Raw genomic sequence first — 19,931 nt, 5'->3', positions numbered from 1 at the left:
CTAGGGCATCCAAACGAACTCACGCAGATTCACGATGCTCCAGACAACGTCTTCATACCGTGAGCGCCATTCTGGATTCAGGCGCGGATCGGCAGGCGGACCTAACCGCACCCTGCGCGCCTGCTCTTGTTGGATGGTGTTGGCTTCGTTGCGGACATGATTCCACCAGGTGACTTGGGGCAGTCGCTCCGGGGTCTCGGGAAGCACTACCTGGTCTTCCGGAAGAAGTCGATCGTCAAAGCCGTCACGCAGCACGCCTAAGAAGACGCGTTGCTCGGCCGATGTGGGAGGTCGACTGACAAAACGTAGAAAGAGCGACTCGAGCAGCGTCTCCGCAGATGTCGCGTCAACGGCAAGATCCGCCAAGACGCTTTCATGCGCGGCCCTAGTCAACGAGATGCTCAGCGTGCTGTTGGCCATCACCGCCGGTTGCAAGACGTTGGGGGAAATTTCTCGATCGGTTTTGGGCGCCTGGCGATCCGCGTTCCAGCCAAAGGCCGTTAGCATTTCGGCGACGGCTGCGGCCCGCGGCAGCGTCAAGCTGGGACGATCTCGCTCATTGGAAAGACTGACCAACATCCAACTGCGATGCGGGTCGCCATAGGTGTTTCGCGAATTCACCGTCGCCCGACCGTCGGGATCCAGCGTCATTTCCTCGATATCCATCTCACAACCAGTCGCCTGATAAAGCGAATCGACAATCTGTTCGGCGGTCAGCCGTCGTCGGTCGGGAGCGACAAACAGGCGATGCTCTGGATCCGCTTCTCGATTGGTTCCGACCGCTTCTTGTTGATAAAGCTGCGAGGTCATAATGACGCGCGTCAACTGTTTGAGATCGTAGTTGCCTGCGATCAGCTCCTTTCCTAACCACTCCAACAGTTCCGGATGGCTGGGGGGATTTCCTTCCCAGTCATGCGGCGGCTCGACGATCCCGGCGCCGATGAGTCGCCGCCACAGACGATTGGCGATCACCTGCGAAAACCGCACGTTTTGCGGCGCCGTAATCAAGGCCGCCAACTTCTCGCGAGGATCATCCTGGTTTTGCAGCAGCGATCGTAAAGCGTCGTCATCTTCAACGCCGGTTTGCTCGGCGAAGGGCCAAGTAGGGCTGACATTTTCGCCCGGCTTCAGGGTGACTTGAATCAACGATTCACGCGACTTGTTTAAAAAGAACCCCGGAGGAACCGTGCTGGACTTCGGCACGCTGACCGGCTTGCGGGCAAACATGGCCGCCAGCGAATAAAGATCTTGCTGCGTGGTCGAGTGATACGGCGAGTCGTGGCACCGGGCGCATTGCAATTCGATGCCTAAAAAAGCGGTGCTTACGATGTGCCCTTTCGCGGCGAAGGGAGCGTCGTTTTGAGCGGCGAGCGCAAAGCCGGCGCTCCCTCCGTCGTACGCTCCGCCGCGCATCATCAACAGCTCCGACACCATTTGATCAATCGGCTTGTTGTCGCGCAGCGCGTCGTAGAGGTACCAGCGAAATGGACCGGTGCTGTTCAAACTGGCGTTGATCAACGTTGGGTTCTCGGCCAATAGATCGAGCCAATAGCCCATCCAGTTGTCGGCCCAGCGCGGATCGTCCAGCAGTTGATCAATCAGTTGCTCGCGTTTATCCGCCGCGGCGTCCTGCAGAAAACGTCGCACGTCATCGTCCGTCGGAACAACGCCAACCGTGTCGAGGTAGGCTCGTCGAATGAAGGCCGCATCGCTGATGACTGCCGACTTTTTACTGCTGATCGGCGCCGAGGTGGTCTGAGGCCATTTCGCTCCGTCGGCAATCCATTTCTCCAAGATTTTGATCTTCTCCTCCGAGAGCCGCTCGCCGGAAGGAGGCATTCGCAAATCGTCGTCTGCACTACGCAGGCGACGGATGATTTCGCTCGCGTGAGGATCTCCCGGCTGAATCGCAGTCTCGCCGGAGTCGCCGCCGAGCATCGCCAGTTCCCGCGAAGCGAGCGACAGTCCTCCTTTATCCTTTTCGCCGTGACAGCGAAAGCACTCGCTCTTCAAGATGGGCGACACCTTCGCAAAAAAGTCGCTATCCGCAGCGGGAGCAACGCCGCCAGCAGGCGCGTCGACTTCGTCTAGGTGAGCTTGAATAAAAGCATCGATGGGGTGCTGCGTCTGGGGATCATTTTTCGGAATCGCCGGCGCCGGGTGCGATTCTAGCCAGGCTTGGGCCGTCTGATGACGCTGAGCCCAATAGGCGTTCTGGTCGGCCGCAGCCGCATGCCGATGTCGATCGTTCATCTGCGACATCGAAGCGTTGATTTGATTCAGTTCCGCTTCGACGGCCTCGTCGGTCAACGGCAGCGGCTCTTCCGAGAGCCCGATGGGGCGCAAGACAGAAAATGAGTCGCTTCCTTCCAGACGAACCGCGAGGGTCAGCTCGCCCGGTTGCGCCCGAAATCGCTTTCCTCCGGCGATCGCATCAAACACAACGCGGACAGGCTTCGCGTCGATGATCTCGATCTCGGCGAAGACTTCCTGACAGCGGTGCCAAGTGGGACGTTGACCAAGCGCCGGCGGCGGCGTGACAGGGGTGATCGGTTCTTCACCATGAGGAGCGCCCGTTAACGGTTTGGCGCGAGTCACCAAGCGTCCATCGATCCAGGCTCGCGCCAATCCGCGCGAACGCATCAGCACGGTATGTTTGCCCCGGGGAAGGGCGACGTCGGCAGCCATTCGAACCAAGACAGGCGCTTTCCAGCCGTCGCGCATTCCCCAACTGTCGTACTTGAGCGGGATCTGGTCGAGAAGCAGAGCGCTGCCTGACCACTGCATCGCCGCAGGCGGCGACGGTTCGTCAGCGTAGGGCCAGTGATCATGCGTCCGCAGCCCCTCGTGAAAGGTCACAGTGACCTTGTCTGCTGGCAGCGGCCCCAGTTCGGGCATGCGGTTCGATTCGGCTTCCGGTTCAGGCTCTTCCCCAACACGACGAAAGCGAGTTTGCAGCGTCTGATCGTCAAGGATCACGCGATGAATTGCAATGGAATCGAGCCCGCCGCGAAAACTATTGCCCGGAGAACCGCCGAGCGCCGAACCGATCCAAATTTGATCGTTGTCGATCGCCGGCGTTTTGGTGGTAGGGCCGCCGGCATCCCAGCGACCATCGACCTTCTTGCCGTCAATCCAGGTCTGCATCGTGTTCGGCTCACCAAAGCGATAGGCGATCGCGATGTGATGCCAACCGGTTCGGGGACGAAAGCCTTTCAGGCTCGTATATCGATGCCAGTTCCCTTGATCGGGCTCCACCGGCACGGTGGCGAATAGAAAACTAGGACGCGCTTCCCCGGCGATTCCGCTGATTCGCATCGCCCAGTTTTGATTGTCGGGCGAAAACCCGGGCCTTCCCGTTCTTCCCTTCCCAATGATGTAGGTGAAGTCGCCGTCATCAAGATCACGAATGTTCACCCAAGCTTCCAGCGTGATTTCGTCCCCATTCGCAAATTACGAACGCGCTATTGTCACCAGGATCGTCAAACACAAATCCAAGAGCCGCTCCCATCGAAATTGACCGACGCGTTGTTGATCGAAAAATCGGGATACTTCGGCGGGCGAGGTCCAGGCACATCACGATGGATCCCTCCCACGGGATGCAGCGGCGTTTGTTCCTCGGGGCCAAATTCCCAAAGCGCGATCGGCTGTTCGTCAGCATGCAAACTTGTGGCCGCGGCGCCCAAGATCGATGCTGACATCGCAGCCACAATCCAGAGATGACAAATCGGTTTCATGATGTTTTTAGGGGGATGCGGCATTGGAATGGTCGGCGGGAAAGCGAAATGGAGCGGAAGGGAAAGCGGATCAGTCTACGAGATTGAAACTGAATTCATTGTTCTTGCCGGAAATGACTTCGGCAGTCAGCTGACTTGTGGAAAAACTCGTGTACTTCCGAGGGATAACAGATTTGGTGACCGGCATTTCGATCCCAGAGTCATTCGCCGGCGCGATGCCGGCGTCGGTCTCGGTCGCGATGATCAGCACTTGGTGTTTTCCGATCACGGCGCCATCCCCGTTTCCAAAAGTACTTAACGAATACGTGCCATCTTCTCGAAGCTTGGCGTAAGCCGGCGATCCAGCTTCGGGACGAAAACTGATCGATCCATAGGGAAGCGGTTTGCCCTGGTAACTGACTTTCCCGGTCACGGTCGCCGTCTCCAGCGAACCGCCAGAAGAGCAGCCGCCGACCAATCCGATCAGCAACATTGGAATGAGGATGGAACGCATAACGTGTCACCTTGAGTCGTGTGGCGTTGAAATTCGCCAGGCGTCGCACAAGCAGGACTCGGCGGCGGACTGGATCTTGGATCACCAGAAAGAGCGCTTACGGAAGTTGGAGCGGCTCGCCTCCGTTGATCGTCGCAACAGCTTGATAGACGTCAAAATTGATCGTCTCCGGTAAAAATCGAACGCTGGCGTCCGCGACGGCGAAGTTGGCGCCGCCGGGATGTTGGCTGGAGAAAGGGAGGTGATTGAAAGCGACACTTTCGTTGGCACGATCTCGAGGCGAGTTAATCGTGTCTTCATAAATAGCTTTGGTGTTATAAATCCCGTCGACGGTGGAATAGGCGCCCACGATCCAGACGCGCACATTGCCAGGAAACCCGCTGTTGACTCCTGTTCGGTCCGCATGGACATAGTCGCCGATCAGGATCGTGTTGCTTAGACCATCGGTGATTTCCGCAGCCGGTCGAGCTCCATTAATGCGAAACACGCCGTTGCCAGGAATAAATCCTGCGCCAGCGACCCCCTGCAGGCCGGAATCCAAAGTGGAGTCGTTGTAGTAGACGCCGTTGACGCCCTGATATGTCAACAGGCCGCCATCGGAGTAGGCGACGCTCGCCGTATTGCTGGAGTTGCCGCTAAAACTGGGGCAAATGTATCCGCGGATGACGGTTCGACGAATCGAAGCATTCTCCGACGCCGAAGGTCCTTTCGAGAAATCGTAACCATCGTAGAGTACGTTCTGCTCGATAAACGGTAGGATCGCGAGGGCCCAACCGTGACTGTCATCTTGCTTGAAGGCGGCGGAAGGGAAACTCTCTTTGTTGATGTCCATATAGTTATGGCAAGCCAGCGCCATCTGCTTCAGATTGTTCGTGCATTGCATGCGCCGCGCCGCTTCGCGCGCTTGCTGCACCGCCGGCAACAGGAGTGCGATCAAGACGCCGATGATCGCGATCACGACGAGCAATTCGACCAGCGTGAATCCGTTTCGTGAAAGACGGCAGATCGGGGGTTTCATAACGCGTACCTTATCCAGAGAAGAGAGGAGATGAGAGGATTTCGCGGAATAATCGTGCATTGCAAAATCAAGAGCAGGAAGCTGGCTCACGGTTGACTCGCCTCCGGCAGGCCGACGATCAAGACAGGGTCGAGGAAATCTTCATCCCCGAGGTCATCTTGAAAGAACAAACCGTCGACCAGCGCGCCCTCGGCGTAGCCAAGGTCGGACAAATCAATGCCAACTGCGATCGCATGGCGCTTGCAGACTTGAAAAAGCGGGGTATTAGGAAATGACTCCAGTTGTTCCAACGAGCGCGGAGGCTCTGCGAAAGTATGGAAGTAAAGGTCGTCTAGTTGCAGTGATTCTGGAGACTCCATCGTTAAGTCGAACGCGTGAATCGTATGCGAATGCAATCCGGCCTCAAATCGAAGGGGACTAACGTGGAACGAATCTCCCTCAAGCGGATTCATAAACAATTGAATCTCAAAGAGGACGACGTCGGCGCCTGGTCCGTTGCGCACCGGACGATCAAATTGGACGGCCATCCCCGGCGTGCCAAAGTCATCCCGGCTCTCGTCGATGGCCATGATCGGATCGGAGGTCAGCGGCTGACGACTGCCGCCGATATTAATAACGCCGGTTTGCAGACTTCGATCCGCCGCCAAACTGACGCGCGGGCTCGGCAACTTCTCGTCGCCTGCTAAGTAGCCGATGTAATTGGACGCATGAAACCAGGTCACTTTCGAGTTGATCAGCTTCTCAACGGGGATCGTTTCGATTTTTTGTCCACGTTGCACAGTGACGCTGGTCAACAATTTCGCTCGCCCCTCGGCGCTGGTCGTCGCTTCGTACGAGATCACTCGATCCGGAAGTCCGTACTGATAACGCGTCTGATCAAAGGGGACGGGAACCGCTTCTCGCTGGTTGATGAACGCGAAGCGGATCGCCTCTTTCTCTTGCAAGCGTAAGGGAGCACCGGTCACGCTCGCCGAGGCGTTATCACGTGGCGGTTTTCGATAGAGATCGGCCGCTCCTTCGAGGACCTGAATATCGGTTTCGCTGTTTTGCGAAACGTCGACCGAGAACCGGGTGCCGCGATCAACGATGCTGATCTCGGGCGTCTCGACGCGAAACCCTTCTGCGCCCGGGGGCGCATGCACGCTGCATCTTCCAATATCGAGCGCCAAGAGATCATTTGCATCGACACGGAATGCGGCTGGTCCTTCGATCACGGCAGAAGCCCCGTTTGGAAAGCCAAGTTCGACCATTCCTTGAATCAGCACATAGTCCCGATTCAAGGTGGGTGCAGCGCCAATCTGGGGAGGCAACTCGCCGAAAAATCGTGCATGAGCGAGATTCGTAAAAAACGCGCCGCTCGCCATCTCCGGTGCAGGTTTATCTCCAGGGGCATTCGCGACTTCCGCCTTTGAACCCGAAGAGGAATTCCCGAGATAGATGCCGATGAACAGGGCGATCGGCACTAACAACGCCATCGCGAGAATCGCAGCGGTCTTTGTACGCCATCGCGACTTACGCCGCGGCGATCGGATCGCGGAACGTGAGGAAAGCTTCGGCTTCGCCCTATTGCGACGCGTCGCAACTTCCTGACGTGCGAGCAAGTTCGGCAGATCTTGGTGAATCTGCAGATAGTCGAAATAGAGTTGTCGCGCGTCGGCATTGGTCGAGATCCAATGGTCCAGTCGGCCAAATTGCTCGTCACTGATCTTGCCATCTAGCAAAGCTTCAATCAGTTTGCTGACTTCGTCTTTGCTGACAGAATCGAGGGGAGAACTCATATGATTTCCTCTTCAGTCAGTTTCTTACGAACGCATTGCGCCAATACTCGTCGGATCCGGGAAAGCGAACGATACAACCGAGCGACCGGTTCTTCTGTTCGCTGCGACAAGCTATCGACCGTTTCTTCACTGAAGTAGCGCAACTCGACCAAGCGCCGATCTTCGTCACCCAGATGGTTCAGGCAATCGTTCAGCGCCTTCTCTCGTTTTACGGATAGCTGTAAATGGCACGGATATTCCGCCGCGATCGCTTCGATCGCCTCGTCGGAGAATTGGCGCCCGTTGGACTTCATGCGATTTCTATGTTTCTTGACGGCAAATTGAGCAAACCGGCAGGCCCAATTGAAAAAAGGAAGCTCGGGGTCGTATTGGTCAAACTTGCGCATCAACGAAATCGCCGTCTCTTGCATCACGTCATCCACATCGCTAGGTACCGGCAGCATGGCGGATACGTAGCGGCGCAATCTGCCCTCTGCACGGGCAAAAAGTCGTACAAATTCCTCGTTCTTATCGCAAATCGTCACTACCGAACCCTTTGACGCTCGTAAGTAATTGCTCGGAATCTCGCCGATTCTCGCAAAAAAATAGAGAAAAATCTCGAATATCTTTCCGGAGTCACAACGACCTAAGCGAAGGGGGGCACGCTTGGAAAGAGCAGATATCCGCTGCTTCGGATGCCCAGAATTTGCATCAACATTCTGCTTTTCGTCGTCGAGAGCTAGAAAGAGAGCTCTCGAGAATGGTTCCGACCAAGCGCCGGGTGCTTGTCTCTGAAGTTCGGCATCTTTCCGCAGAACCGAACGAGGCGCTGCTAGAAAGTGCCGCGGTGATTTGCAGTTGGCGCCCGCTAGTCGCGGAGGCCCTTATTCGCCGCTTGCTTTCGCGTCCAGTGGATCCGCGCCACGTCGGCCATGTAGCCGTTGATCGCGCCCTGGGCCGCGTCTCGCAATTCTTTGCTCGCCGCTTGAGCCAAATAGGGCGCCGCTTTGTCCGCATGGCCGGTCGCTTCGTGATACAGTCCCAGATAAAGGGCCGCATAGAATCGGCGGCCCGCTCGTTGGGTTTCCCCGATTTCGTCCGCTTCGACCTCGTCCAGAACTTGCTGTTCGGTCGCCTGACCACGGTAGAAGCGATAGAGCGTCATCATCGGAACGCGCCCATCGCCTGCGATCGGCAACAGCTCGGCTTTCGCTTTGTCGACGCCATCGGCTTGCGCCATGCAGAGAAACCGCCAAGCGGCGTTCTCGACATCATTGCTGAGATACTTTTGGTAGAGCGCGAACTGATCGGCGCCCTCTTGAAAGCGTCCGGCGTAGTAGAGCGTGATTCCGCGTTCCCACAGCTTTGGCTTTTCCTGCGGCTGCAACTGGGCGTACTTGTCAAAATCGGCGGCGGACTCAGCGATCTTTCCTAAGCGAAAATGCTCGCGACCGCGCACGTAGTACATCGCCGCGAGTTGCGGATCCTGTTCAATCGCTCGAGTGGCCAACTCGACCGCACGCGAATGCTCGCCGATGGACGCCGCGGACCGAGCTTGCAACGCGAGCTGTTCGGCCGATTCGTCTGCGGCCCGCGCGACCGGCAAGATTACGGTGCAGGCCGGAAGCAAAAACATCGACCAAAGGAAAAAACGCATCGCACGATTCCAACGAGAGCAGCGGAGGCCGTCAATCAGGGCCTACGTTTTTTCGAGTCTTCGGACCGCGTTGTCAATCAAGCGCTGGATCGGCTTGCGGCGAACCCGCAGCTGCGCTTCGTCCGATAGACACCAGCGGCGGCGAAATTCGGAGCTGCGCGACCAAATTGCGTATTCGACATCGACCCGCAATAGATAGGCTTGAATATGCCCATGCACTTCATTGCGCGAAGTAGGAAAGGAGTCGATCGGATCGGTAAAACGAAATGAGCACCCCAACCCAATGTCCCGCGAGAGCGCATCGAGCAGTTGCTCGCCGTTCGCAGTTTCGTCGGGCGTCATATGGAAGCCCCAACGAGCCCCACTGGAATTGGAAGTGAGACAAAAAACGGGCCCCCGGGACGTCATGCGGTAGGGAACTCCGCACAGAAAAACTTGCTCCTTAGCCATTCCATCCCTTGAGGAGAAACAAGAAGTACTCGAGCCGTGAGTGATCCTAATTGAGTAGTTCATACCACCCTTTGAGGTTCCCCTCTGAAATAGTAATACGCGAATGGTTGGTTCGGCAAGCAGGCGGTCGACTTTCTAGAAGACCCGGCGGTGACGGCCATATCGTTTCTTTCTAACGACCAGCGGTAGGAGCATTCGCTTCCCACCCATATTCGTTGCGTAAACCGAGCCGGTTTATGGTCAAAAATTCTTATTTTTCTTCAAGTTTCTCCCGCGAAAGCTTCTCACAATGAAGAGTCCGTCTCAGATTGAGACGGGCACGAGAGGTTCGCCATAGCGTCCGAGCGACGTTTGCACGCGAAAAACAATTCACGTAAATGACTTAACGACAAACACTTACGGAATATAGCGACGCTCTGATTGAAGATTTTTTCAAGTTTGGCCTTCGGGTTGCATTCACTAGAGGGCAGGTCAATGCGAAACGTCGCCTTCTGACGGACGCGAACCTACTCCCCCCTGAATTTGCGAAGAACGCACTTATCCAGCGATCCCTGGAAGGAACCCAAACATGTTAATCCTCAGTCGAAAAATTGGTGAGACGATCCACGTGGGTGACAACGTAACCATCGTGATCAACCGAATCTCGGGCAACCGAGTGACCGTGGGGATCGAAGCCCCCAATCAAGTGCGCATCTTGCGAGGCGAGGTTCTCGACCCGGAAGAAGCGCAAGAAGCCGAAGAGCCGGGCTGTCTTTCCACGCATAAGATGCTGTCGGAAACCTTACCGATTAGCGCCGTGGCCCGCTAAGCCGCGAAGAACCGTGCAATCTCCAGTCAAATGGCCCGGCGAAGGTGGAAGCCGGGTCGTTTGCATTCTTGACCCTACTTTGGCGCCTTACGCACCGGCGAGTGCTGCGATCACGTCGATCGTTCGCGTCAGTTCCGCTTCGCTGGCCAACAAGACCGGATGATGGAGCGTCACGGTCGCTTCCGCCGCTCGCCGAGCCTGCGGCAGAGCACCCACTTTTCGGCACCACGTAGAGGGTCGGCGGGCAAAACCGCGAAAACCGGCGTCGACCGCAATGCTGGCTTCCCGCAAGCGAGCGGACGTCGCGGCGCGCGTCGCCGGATCGGCGAGGAACCAGCCCACTTTGTAGTACGCTGCGTTTCCCTCGCAGGGCGCAGGAGAAATCCAGAAGGCCGAATTGCGAGTCGCGTCGCGCAGTCGGGCCACAGCCGCCGTACGTCGCTGATTCCATGCGTCGAGTTTCGCTAGTTGCGGACTTAAAACGGCTGCCTGCAACTCGCTGAGGGGAAACGCGTGATTGCCGCGCTCGCAGAAAATCTTCGCTCGCTGTTGGATGTCAGCGCGCGAAGTGATGACGGCGCCGCCGCGGCCCGCGGTCAACAGTTTACTGCCGCCAAAGCTGAGCGTCGCCACATCTCCCCAGGTTCCTGCTTTGCGATCACCGATCATTGCTCCCGGCGACTGACACGCGTCTTCAACGACTTGCAACTGATTGCGCTCGGCGATTTCCATGATCTTGGGCATCTCCGCCAGATCACCATGCAAATGCGAAACGAGGATCCCGTGCGTCTCTGGCGTGATCGCCGCTTCTATCTGAGCGGTGTCGATCCGCCAACTATCGGGCGCCAAATCGACTAGTACCGGCCGCAAACCGGCCGCTTGGATTGCCCGAAAGTTGCCGGCAAAGTCGTACGCCGCCAGCAAGACTTCAGCGTTCTCCGGCAGATTCAACGCGCGCAGCGCAATTTCAACGGCGATCGTTCCCGAGGCGCACGTCAGCGCATGCGGCACGGCGTGATAGGCGGCCAGTTCCGCTTCCCAACGAGGAACGTACGCGCCGTGGTATTTCCCCCAACTGCCGTCGGCGTACGCGGCCAGCAAAGCGTCGCGTACGTCGTCATCGGCAAGAGGCCAGTGCGGTGATGAAGGAGAGTCCGATTCACTCACTGCGCCGGCCACCACGCGTCCAGCTTCGCCTGCAATCGTTTCACCACTTCCGGCTCTTTCGCCGCTCGATTCGATTCTTCCAGCGGGTCGCTCACGACTTGAAACAATTCGATCTTCGCTTTCGGCTCGTTGGGCGCATAGGGGACGATTAATTTCCACGGCCCGTCGATGACCCAGCGAAAGCGGAGGCTCGCGACGGGATCGTCCATCGCTCGAATGTCATGCTCGAAAATCTCACCATAGATCGCGTCGCGTGCGGCGACCGCTTTGGCGTCCAATAGATTAATCCCTTCCATCTCCGGCATTTTTTCGATCCCAACGGCCGCCAAGACGGTCGGCACGATGTCGATCGAACTGGCCAGCTCGGTCGTGTTGATCTCCGGCGTCGCGTGACCTGGCCAACGGACCATGATCGGCGTGCGCGTGCCGCCGTCATACTGCGAGCGTTTCGAGCGCGGCGCGTATTTGCTCGCGTCCTCCTGATTGATCCAACCGTTATCGCAGACGTAAATCACAATCGTGTTGTCGGCGACCTTTTCTGCTTCCAAAAAGTCGAGCAGCTCGCCGCACGTCTCATCAAACCACTCGCACATCGCCCAATATTTGGCGATCGGTAGACTCGAAGTTTTATCGCGATATTTGGCCAGGATCCGTTCTGGCGGCGTATGCGGCGTGTGAGGCAAAAACGGCGCATACCAAACAAAGAAGGGTTTGTCGTCGGCTTTCGCCTGACGCACGAAGTCAAAGACCGGTTTCATCCCCCGGCGACCGATCGACAGTCCCACGTCGCCGTGACGACCACCGCGCGTGATATCGCCGTGCGTCATCCCTTCATCAAATCCGCCGCGCGCGTAGTTGCCTTCCCACCATTTGCCTGACTGATGCGAAACGTATCCTTTTTCACGCGAAAGGATCTCGGCCAGTTTCGGCATCCGATCGACGTGCTGCAAAAAGTCGTTGCGCGTGCCGGTTTGATAGCGCGGGTCCGTCGCGGCGGAATTCTCTCCTTGGGCGTGCTTGGGAGGATCGTTCCCCACGATTCCATGCTGATGCGGATAAAGGCCCGAGATAATCGTTGCTAGCGACGGACGACACAGGCTGTCCGGCACATAGCCGCGGGTAAAAGTCAGGGACTCTCGCGCCAAGCGGTCAAGACTGGGGGTCTGAATCGTCTTATGCCCCATAAAACCATAGTCAGTCCATGCCTGATCATCGGACAAGATCAATACGACGTTCGGCGGAGCATCGGCCGCGACGGCCCCACCGCACAGGCAGATCGCCAGCAGTAAGGAACGGCAGCAGTGATAGAAGTGCATGGAAATCCTCATTAGGGTGGGGAGATTGCCTTGACGTAGGGTGGGAAGAATTCGTATTGTCCCCCGACGAAACTAGCGAGTCCAGTTCTCTTCTGGGAATTCCGCTAGGGCAGGGGGATGGCGGATCGATGCCGAAACAGACAAATACAACACCGTACGTACGCACTCTCATCGCACTCGGCCTGGTCGCAGTGCTGCTGTTGTCGACCGGTTGCGCCGGCTCTTCTTGGAAGTCGGTGCGCAAAACTCCGCGCAATCCGCTCGCTGCGCAACTGCAACTGCTCTCGCGGCAGGGTCCGCAAGCGACCGAACGCACCAAGCAATTGCTGCGGCAATATGATCTCGAAAAACTGGCCGAAGGCGATCATCGCGAGGCGCTCGAAGCACTCGCCAAAGAGTTGGAGCTGGAGCCGACTGCCGAGAAAACCTACGCCTACGCCGAACTTTCGTACATCGCCGGCAATCGAGCCGAAGCGCTCGGGAAGAAGGCGACCGCGCTGGAGCTGTTCGCCGCCAGCGCCGCCCATTCCTACTACTATCTGTTTGACCCCAAGTTCTCGCGTCAGGACCATGTTTACGATCCCCAGTTCCGGGGCGCATGCGATTTGTACAACGGTTCGCTCGAAGCGGCCCTACGGATCGTCCGCGCTCAAGGCAAACTGACCCCCGGCTCGGTCTATCGCATCAATACGCCGCGGCACGAGTTCCAAGTCGCGCTGCAACTTTCGGGACGCTGGGATCCAGAAGACTTTGATCACTTTGAGTTCGCCTCGGACTACGAAGTGAATGGCCTCCGCAATCAACATCGCCAATATGGACTGGGCGTACCGTTGATCGCGATCTGCAAAGGCGCCAAAACCGGCAAGCCGGAAGACAAGTATCTGCCGCCGGGGCTGGCCTATCCGCTCACGGCGTTTTTGGAAGTGACGCCGCAAAAGCAAGAGCAGGGCGCCGCCGTCCACTTCTGCAAGATCGAACTTTACGATCCGCTGATGCAAAGCGAAGTAAAGATCGGCCGCAAAACGACTCCGCTCGAAGCCGATATCAGCACGCCGCTGGCCTACTATCTCGATCAACCGCAATTCCGCGAGACCGACCTCGCGACCTGGGGACTGCTGCTTCCCGGACATACCGAAGCGGTGCAGGGGCTGTATATGCTTGAACCGTACGATCCGCAGAAGATTCCGGTTGTGATGGTTCACGGGTTGTGGTCGAGCCCGATCACTTGGATGGAAATGTTTAACGATCTCCGCGCTCAGCCCGAGATCCGCGACAACTACCAGTTCTGGTTCTATCTGTACCCGACTGGCGAACCGTTCTGGATCAGCGCCACGCAATTCCGTCGCGATTTGCAGAAGGCGCGGGAAGATCTCGATCCCAAACATCAAGCGCTGGCGCTCGATCAATCGGTGCTGATTGGGCATAGCATGGGCGGACTTGTTTCACGCATGCAAACCATCGATAGCCAACAAGATTTTTGGACGCTGGTCACCGATCAATCGCCGCAAGCGTTGCAAGGGACGGACCAAGACAAGCAGCAGTTGATGAGCATGCTCTTCTTCGAGCCGAGTCCGTCGGTCCGTCAGGTGATTACGCTGGGAACTCCGCATCGCGGCAGCGATTTCGCCAACTCGGCGACCAAATGGCTCGGTCGGCACTTGATTGCGCTGCCAGAGTCGCTGACCATTGCGGAAGAACGCTTGAAAGCCGCCAACCCCAACTACTTTCGCGACGAGATGTTAGCGGTCGCAACCAGCGTTGATTCGCTGGCTCCCGACTCTCCGGTGTTGCCCAAGATCTTGGATGCGCCGAAGGCGCCGTGGGTGAAATACCACACAGTCATCGGGGTGATCGACCAAAACACATGGCTAGGCACATTTGCCGGCAGAAGTGACGGAGTGGTCGAGTACGCAAGCGCTCACTTGGATGAAGCGGCGTCGGAACTGGTCGTTACTTCGGATCACAATAATGTTCACCGACATCCACGTAGCATCTTACGTGTCCGCAGCATTCTACGAGACCATGTCGAAGAACTGCGTCAGGAGTATGTCGCCGCGATGCAACAAGGCGCTCCCCTTCATCCAGCGTTTCCAAATTCCACCGTGATGCAAGCAGGGCATTCAACGCCGATTCAAAACGGCGTCCCGCCTGCTGGGACCTACGCTCCGCCGATGCCTGAATCATCTCTGTTGACTCCGTCCAACGAGAAACCGTGGTGATCAAAAGCAGCGTTAGCGACGCCTGGCGCGTCGAACCAGGCGTCTTTGTTTTCGCCTAGCGATTCGCGATGAATTCACGCATCGTCTGCACGCGAGCTTTCGGACGTTCAAACTGCGTCGGCTCTTGCTGCGGCTCTTCGGCCGTAATGCGGAACGAAAGAACGCGATAATCGTCCGAGTCTTGGTGGTTACTCAGAAAGGGAGAGATGCCCGGTTGGCTATCCTCACCAGGTTGCGTCGCCGTGGTCTGCTCGTTGTCGGCAGTTTCCGGCAGAGCCCGTTCTTCTGACTTGGGCAGTTCTCCACGAACCACTCGAACGTCCTTCGGCGCTTCAATCCCCACGCGAATCGAATTGCCTTTCACCTTCAAAATGGTGATCACAATGTCGTCGCCGATCTGAATCTTTTCTTGTTGTTTCCGGGTGAGGACCAACATCGTAAACACTCCTTTGTTTGGAAGAAATCCTTGGGTAAGCGATTGCGAAAGGATTCTTTGCACTTGCCATGCCAAAGACCAACCACCTCTTTACGAATTAACGCAAACAATTAACCCATATGCACTTACGGCAATTCACCCCGTGATAGCAACCTGGACAGTTGGTGTACATACTTACAACCAGGATTGCAGGATTTACCGAATACCGGCTTTCTGGCGTTCAATTTGGCAGTCGGATCAACTGCTGTCGATGCTTGCAGCTGGCGCTCGGCGAGCAGGCCCAATCCCCCCTCGTTGGACTCCAGAAAGTAGGGCCCGTGAAGCGGACCAGCGGCCCTGTGCATTGCTTGCAAGTTTTCCAACGCTTCTGGTCTGCACAGCGGACCCTACGTCTAGATTAGAACAGCCCGTTGGGCTTTAGAACGTAGGACCGGACAGGATCCATTTTTTCCGTCGCCCTGGCGCCAGAATCGACTTTATCGTTTGGCGAGGCGGCGTTTTGTTTTGGCTCGTCGCCGGTTAATCTCGCGACGGCTTCGCACCTTCGGAGACTTGGACAGGACCGAATCATGGGACAGGCCAGGATCGTTGGACTGGACAGAATCGTTGGACAGGACAGAATCGTTGGACAGGACAGAATCGTTGGACAGGACAGAATCGTTGGACAGGACAGAATCGTTGGACAGAACAGGATCATGGGACTGAACTGAAACGTTGGACTGGACCGGATCCTTTTTTTCTGTCGGCGCTACGCGATCGGCTAGGTGATAGCGGGCATAGGCCCAGCGTTCTCCTACCTGCGGGTGACTCGTCTCCACGATTTCGCCGGCGGCGATCATCTCGTCCCAGACTGGGGCGAATTTGGTTCCACTGATTCCGCTCTGTTCGCGAATTTTGGACTTGGTCGCTCTCTCCGGATCGAGACGCCTGCACGCGATTCGAATTTTGGATCGCAGCTTTTGCTCTTGCGTGCGCACCTCTTGTTCGACCGCTTCGCCGCGCAGCGACTCCGCCTCGTGCAGCGTGACGTTCCACTTGCGGCTGGTCGGATCTTCCAGGCGACCTTCGTCGATATCGACGCCCCATGCTCCGCTGTGACCTGCGTTACCGCCGAGCGTCAGCCAGAGGTGATGCCGACCGCCGCCTGGTTCGTACGGTTGGCGGCGGTTGACCAAAATCCATTGCCGGGCGAAATCTTGACAGCCGGTGCTTTGGATGTCGGCAATCTTCATGGCGCGCAGCGGGATCGATCGGCGCGTCGGACAACAGACAATCGGCGTCGCGCCTGCTTCGAGACAGCAGCGGACCAACTCGCCAAGCTGCGCCGCTTGCTTCGCTCCGCGCGGCGCCGTCAGTTGCAGCGGATCGATCAAGACCACCTCTAACTGATGCCGCGAAATCCAGTCGCGCAGGTAACTCAAGTTCACCGGGCCTGCTGCGCTGGTCATCGTCAGCGCCCAAACCAAATTCGGCAGCTGGCCTGGAACGACTTTGTTCGATTCGCTCCAGCGCCGCGCGAGTTCGACCAGCGAGTGTCGCCCCGCTTCGCCGCTGATGAACCCGACGCGAAACGAACGCTCGGCGGCGAACTGCCCCAGGAACTTGCCGCCGCTCGCTAACGCACTGCATAAATCGACCGCCAGCGACGTCTTCATGCACTTGCTCGGCCCGACGATCACCGCCGGTTCGTGCCGCGCCAGGACGCCTGGCATTAGCCACGCGCGCGGCGGTTGTTCGTTGACAAGTTGCGCCGTGGTGAATTCCAGAAACGGGCTGTCGCTCGTCGCATCGAGCTGGAGAGTTTTTCCGTCGCCTGACAAATCTTCGTCATCGGCGTCGGTCAAAGTGTCGTCGTTCGAAGGCGGCTGCTCCAAGCTCGCCCCGCCGCATTCGTCGTCGGGGTTCATGATTTTGTGGAGCATGGCGATCGTCTGTTCGGGGCGATATCCGATGGCCGACATCCGGTCGATCAGCAGCGGCATGTCGTGGACCGATTCTCCCTCGGCTTGCAATTGCGAAAGGACGGAGTCGAGATCGCTCAATTCGCGGCAGTGAACAAAAACTTCCAGCGACGAATCACTGCGCACCGCCGAGTTCCGTTTTCGCAATCGCTTTCTCCGCTGACGAAGTCGCTTGATTCCCATGGGAGTCGCCTCATTTTGAGAGTAGAGAAGTAGATTCGACAGAAGTGCGCGCAGAGCGTCCCCAACCAATTGTCGGGGAATAATTAGAGTTTCCTTTTGCGCAACCCACCAATGCCGCCATGCTGACGAGCAGGTTCGGTGGGTTGCGCAAACCGGTCATGTCGATTGGTGATGGTCAAATCGAGCGCGGTTTTGCTCCACCCACCCTACGATTTTTGTAGTTGACCCGGGGTCCGTGCGCTTCGTCAAGAGACAATTTTTGGCGGGCTGCTTAGAGATGTAGGGTGGGTGGAGCAAGCGATTTCCGACCACCAATTTCGAACAACATCACCGCTTGCGCAACCCACCAATGATCGGTTCTCAAGCAGGTTCTGGTGGGTTACGCAAACCGGTCGTGTTGGTTGGCGATGGTGAAATCGATCGCGGTTTTGCTGCACCCACCCTACGATTTTTGTAGTTGACCCGGGGTCCGTGCGCTTCGTCAAGAGACAATTTTTGGCGGGCTGCTCAGAGATGTAGGGTGGGTGGAGCAAGCGATTTCCGGCCACCAATTTCGAACAACATCACCGCTTGCGCAACCCACCAATGCGCCAGGTTAACGAGCAGGTTCGGTGGGTTGCGCAAACCGGTCATGTCGATTGGTGATGGTCAAATCGATCGCGGTTTTGCTCCACCCACCCTACGATTTTTGTAGTTGACCCGGGGTCCGTGCGCTTCGTCAAGAGACAATTTTTGGCGGGCTGCTCAGAGATGTAGGGTGGGTGGAGCAAGCGATTTCCGACCACCAATTTCGAACCACATCACCGCTTGCGCAACCCACCAATGCCGCCATGCTGACGAGCAGGTTCTGGTGGGTTGCGCAAACCGGTCATGTCGATTGGCGATGGTGAAATCGAGCGCGGTTTTGCTCCACCCACCCTACGATTTTTGTAGTTGACCCGGGGTCCGTGCGCTTCGTCAAGAGATGTAGGGTGGGTGGAGCAAGCGATATCCGGCCACCAATTTCGAACAACATCACCGCTTGCGCAACCCACCAATGCCGCCATGCTGACGAGCAGGTTCGGTGGGTTGCGCAAACCGGTCATGTCGATTGGTGATGGTCAAATCGAGCGCGGTTTTGCTCCACCCACCCTACGATTTTTGTGGTCGGACCGATGCTTTTGCGCTTCGTCAGGCCGAGGCCTGACCTACCTTGGGGCGATATCACTCGCGCTAGATTGGTTCGACCAGCCGGCCAGCTTGTTCACCGCGCGGATCGTACGCCTCGTAGCCAGCGACGCGCCATTTGCCGTCTTCTTCTTGGATCATGTCCAAGACCAGAAACGAGGCGAAGCGATCTCCGCCGCCGTAGCCCCCCTTTTTCAATCGGCCGGTGACGACAATGTTGAACTTGGCGTGGCAATGCGTTTGGGGAGCGTCGAAGAAGATAACTTCGATCGGGTCTTTGATGCTGACGCTATCGAGTTCGACGGTATCCAGGATGAAGCTCGCGCGGCGTTTCATCTCGGGGCGAATGTCGGTGATCGTCTCCAACACTTTCGCCTTGTTGTTGCTTTGCAGGACGGCGCCGAAATAGTGGACCGAGTCGCGGACCTTTTCGGTCGGCGTGACGATCGACATCTCCATCAGCGACGCACAGGCAATCATCGCGATCCATAAAAAGAAGACCGGGATGAACATCTTTTTGCCGGTCTGCACCAGACAACCGGCGATTACCGCGGCGCCGATGAGACCAATCACCAGAATGGTCGTTTGCTGCTCAAACAGGATGCTCATGTGACGTTCCCCTTGCCGAGGTTGCGTTCTGTGAAGTAGAAACCCACCGCGTCCACCACAGCCGCGCCCAACCGACGCTCACCAACACCAACAGCACCAGATAGATCGGCCGTAGATCAATCAGCGTATTGCCGGCGCTGGAGATTTCTCCCTCCGGCGTGATCCCTTGGCGAATCTGTTCGGCTCGCTGTCGAGCCTGATGCTGCTTTTCGAGGGTCGCTTGCCGCGCCCCATACTTGGGCGCCATCACCAATCCGCCGGCCAACGCGCACATGGCGAACAGATAGAGCCAAAACCAGGGAGAATCGGCGATCGGGGTCAGCTGCTTTTCCATAGAAGCGATTATACACGGCAAGCGCGAAACAGGGTCGAAATTGCAGGCGCCCCAACCGGCGCAGACTTGGGGGGCCGAATTGCCTACGCTGTCGGCAATGTCGTCTGTTCGCTCTCGACGGAGTCTTCGTATGCGTTTGTTACCGCTCGCCGTTTGCGCTTTGGCCGTGCTAGCCGCTCCACGATTTCTGCTCGCCCAAGCGCCGCAACAGTACATCATAACGGCCACCTTCTACGAATTACGGGGCGAGCAACCGCCGGCCAAGATCTTGGCCGAACCGAAAGTGATGGCGACAGTCGGCAGAAAGTTTTCGTATCTCTCCGGCGGTGAGATTCCACCCGATCCCAAATTCGGCGGCGAGGGGCTGGAATTTGGGACGCGTATGGACGGCATCATTCGCACGAACACCGACGGGCAAGCGCAAATGTTGCTGATCTTCCAACTTACCGAAAATGTTTCCGGGAAGGAAACGGATGCAGAAGTAGTAGCGGGGCGCATCTGCAAGGTGCGACTCAATCTCTCGCAAGCCCAAGAAAAAGAGGTCAAGCTCGCCCCCAATTGCACGCTCAAACTGCGGGTTGAACCCGTCGGCGATTAGAGCGTTTTTCAACAAGCCAAA

17 protein-coding genes are annotated in these 19,931 nt (G+C 57.2%); 3 read left to right on the top strand and 14 right to left on the bottom strand.

Annotated elements, in window-relative coordinates:
• The 8 genes from DSM3645_RS12715 to DSM3645_RS12685 form a co-directional block, all read right to left on the bottom strand.
• Window positions 1-3,417: a DUF1553 domain-containing protein gene (locus tag DSM3645_RS12715; RefSeq protein ID WP_237564811.1), complete on the bottom strand. Its 3,417-nt coding sequence runs from the start codon at window positions 3,415-3,417 to the stop codon at window positions 1-3.
• A gap of 65 nt (window positions 3,418-3,482) precedes the next feature.
• Window positions 3,483-3,761, bottom strand: a complete 279-nt coding sequence (locus DSM3645_RS31330; RefSeq protein ID WP_237564810.1) for a hypothetical protein — start codon at window positions 3,759-3,761, stop codon at window positions 3,483-3,485.
• A gap of 46 nt (window positions 3,762-3,807) precedes the next feature.
• Window positions 3,808-4,230: a hypothetical protein gene (locus tag DSM3645_RS12710; RefSeq protein WP_050769368.1), complete on the bottom strand. Its 423-nt coding sequence runs from the start codon at window positions 4,228-4,230 to the stop codon at window positions 3,808-3,810.
• Window positions 4,231-4,327: 97 nt separating this feature from the next.
• Window positions 4,328-5,248: a DUF1559 domain-containing protein gene (locus DSM3645_RS12705; RefSeq protein ID WP_002652589.1), complete on the bottom strand. Its 921-nt coding sequence runs from the start codon at window positions 5,246-5,248 to the stop codon at window positions 4,328-4,330.
• Between the two features lie 86 nt (window positions 5,249-5,334).
• The gene (locus tag DSM3645_RS12700; protein WP_002652587.1) at window positions 5,335-7,026 is read right to left on the bottom strand and encodes a FecR family protein; all 1,692 of its coding nucleotides are present in this window, start codon (window positions 7,024-7,026) and stop codon (window positions 5,335-5,337) included.
• A complete protein-coding gene (locus DSM3645_RS30640) occupies window positions 7,023-7,550 on the bottom strand; it encodes a sigma-70 family RNA polymerase sigma factor (RefSeq protein ID WP_261339590.1) in 528 nt (175 codons plus the stop codon). The genes DSM3645_RS12700 and DSM3645_RS30640 overlap by 4 nt, the downstream gene beginning before the upstream one ends.
• A 323-nt stretch (window positions 7,551-7,873) precedes the next feature.
• A complete protein-coding gene (locus DSM3645_RS12690) occupies window positions 7,874-8,662 on the bottom strand; it encodes a hypothetical protein (protein WP_002652585.1) in 789 nt (262 codons plus the stop codon).
• A gap of 42 nt (window positions 8,663-8,704) precedes the next feature.
• A complete protein-coding gene (locus DSM3645_RS12685) occupies window positions 8,705-9,004 on the bottom strand; it encodes a hypothetical protein (RefSeq protein WP_002652584.1) in 300 nt (99 codons plus the stop codon).
• 676 nt (window positions 9,005-9,680) lie between these two features.
• Between DSM3645_RS12685 and DSM3645_RS12680 the strand changes: the two genes are divergently transcribed.
• Window positions 9,681-9,920 carry a carbon storage regulator gene (locus DSM3645_RS12680; protein ID WP_002652583.1) on the top strand — a complete coding sequence of 80 codons (240 nt, stop codon included), beginning with the start codon at window positions 9,681-9,683 and terminating at the stop codon, window positions 9,918-9,920.
• An 87-nt stretch (window positions 9,921-10,007) separates the two neighbouring features.
• Here DSM3645_RS12680 and DSM3645_RS12675 read toward each other — a convergent pair whose 3' ends face one another.
• Both DSM3645_RS12675 and DSM3645_RS12670 read right to left on the bottom strand, forming a co-directional pair.
• Window positions 10,008-11,087: a DegT/DnrJ/EryC1/StrS family aminotransferase gene (locus DSM3645_RS12675; protein ID WP_161603332.1), complete on the bottom strand. Its 1,080-nt coding sequence runs from the start codon at window positions 11,085-11,087 to the stop codon at window positions 10,008-10,010.
• On the bottom strand, window positions 11,084-12,403 hold the full coding sequence (locus DSM3645_RS12670; protein ID WP_002652581.1) for a sulfatase family protein: 1,320 nt from the start codon (window positions 12,401-12,403) through the stop codon (window positions 11,084-11,086). Before DSM3645_RS12670 ends, DSM3645_RS12675 begins: the two co-directional genes overlap by 4 nt.
• Before the next feature lie 128 nt (window positions 12,404-12,531).
• Between DSM3645_RS12670 and DSM3645_RS12665 the strand changes: the two genes are divergently transcribed.
• Window positions 12,532-14,622 carry an alpha/beta fold hydrolase gene (locus DSM3645_RS12665; protein WP_131282509.1) on the top strand — a complete coding sequence of 697 codons (2,091 nt, stop codon included), beginning with the start codon at window positions 12,532-12,534 and terminating at the stop codon, window positions 14,620-14,622.
• Between the two features lie 55 nt (window positions 14,623-14,677).
• On the opposite strand, the gene DSM3645_RS31690 is transcribed toward DSM3645_RS12665, so the two are convergent.
• The 4 genes from DSM3645_RS31690 to DSM3645_RS12645 all read right to left on the bottom strand — a co-directional run bounded on the left by DSM3645_RS31690 (window position 14,678) and on the right by DSM3645_RS12645 (window position 19,312).
• On the bottom strand, window positions 14,678-15,058 hold the full coding sequence (locus tag DSM3645_RS31690; protein ID WP_002652579.1) for a carbon storage regulator: 381 nt from the start codon (window positions 15,056-15,058) through the stop codon (window positions 14,678-14,680).
• Window positions 15,059-15,534: 476 nt separating this feature from the next.
• Window positions 15,535-17,166, bottom strand: coding sequence for an AAA family ATPase (locus tag DSM3645_RS12655; protein WP_237564809.1), 1,632 nt, complete (start codon window positions 17,164-17,166; stop codon window positions 15,535-15,537).
• Between the two features lie 1,248 nt (window positions 17,167-18,414).
• Window positions 18,415-18,978, bottom strand: coding sequence for a hypothetical protein (locus tag DSM3645_RS12650; RefSeq protein ID WP_002652577.1), 564 nt, complete (start codon window positions 18,976-18,978; stop codon window positions 18,415-18,417).
• A complete protein-coding gene (locus tag DSM3645_RS12645) occupies window positions 18,962-19,312 on the bottom strand; it encodes a hypothetical protein (protein WP_002652576.1) in 351 nt (116 codons plus the stop codon). Before DSM3645_RS12645 ends, DSM3645_RS12650 begins: the two co-directional genes overlap by 17 nt.
• A gap of 130 nt (window positions 19,313-19,442) precedes the next feature.
• Between DSM3645_RS12645 and DSM3645_RS12640 the strand changes: the two genes are divergently transcribed.
• Entirely contained in the window at window positions 19,443-19,910 is a 468-nt protein-coding gene (locus DSM3645_RS12640; RefSeq protein ID WP_002652575.1) for a hypothetical protein, read from the top strand.
• Window positions 19,911-19,931: the final 21 nt, after the last annotated feature.

This window comes from Blastopirellula marina DSM 3645 (assembly GCF_000153105.1).
In the GTDB taxonomy this organism is placed as follows: Bacteria; Planctomycetota; Planctomycetia; order Pirellulales; family Pirellulaceae; genus Blastopirellula; species Blastopirellula marina.
Note: the sequence above shows the minus strand (reverse complement) of the source record. Positions and strands in the feature narration are given on the sequence as shown.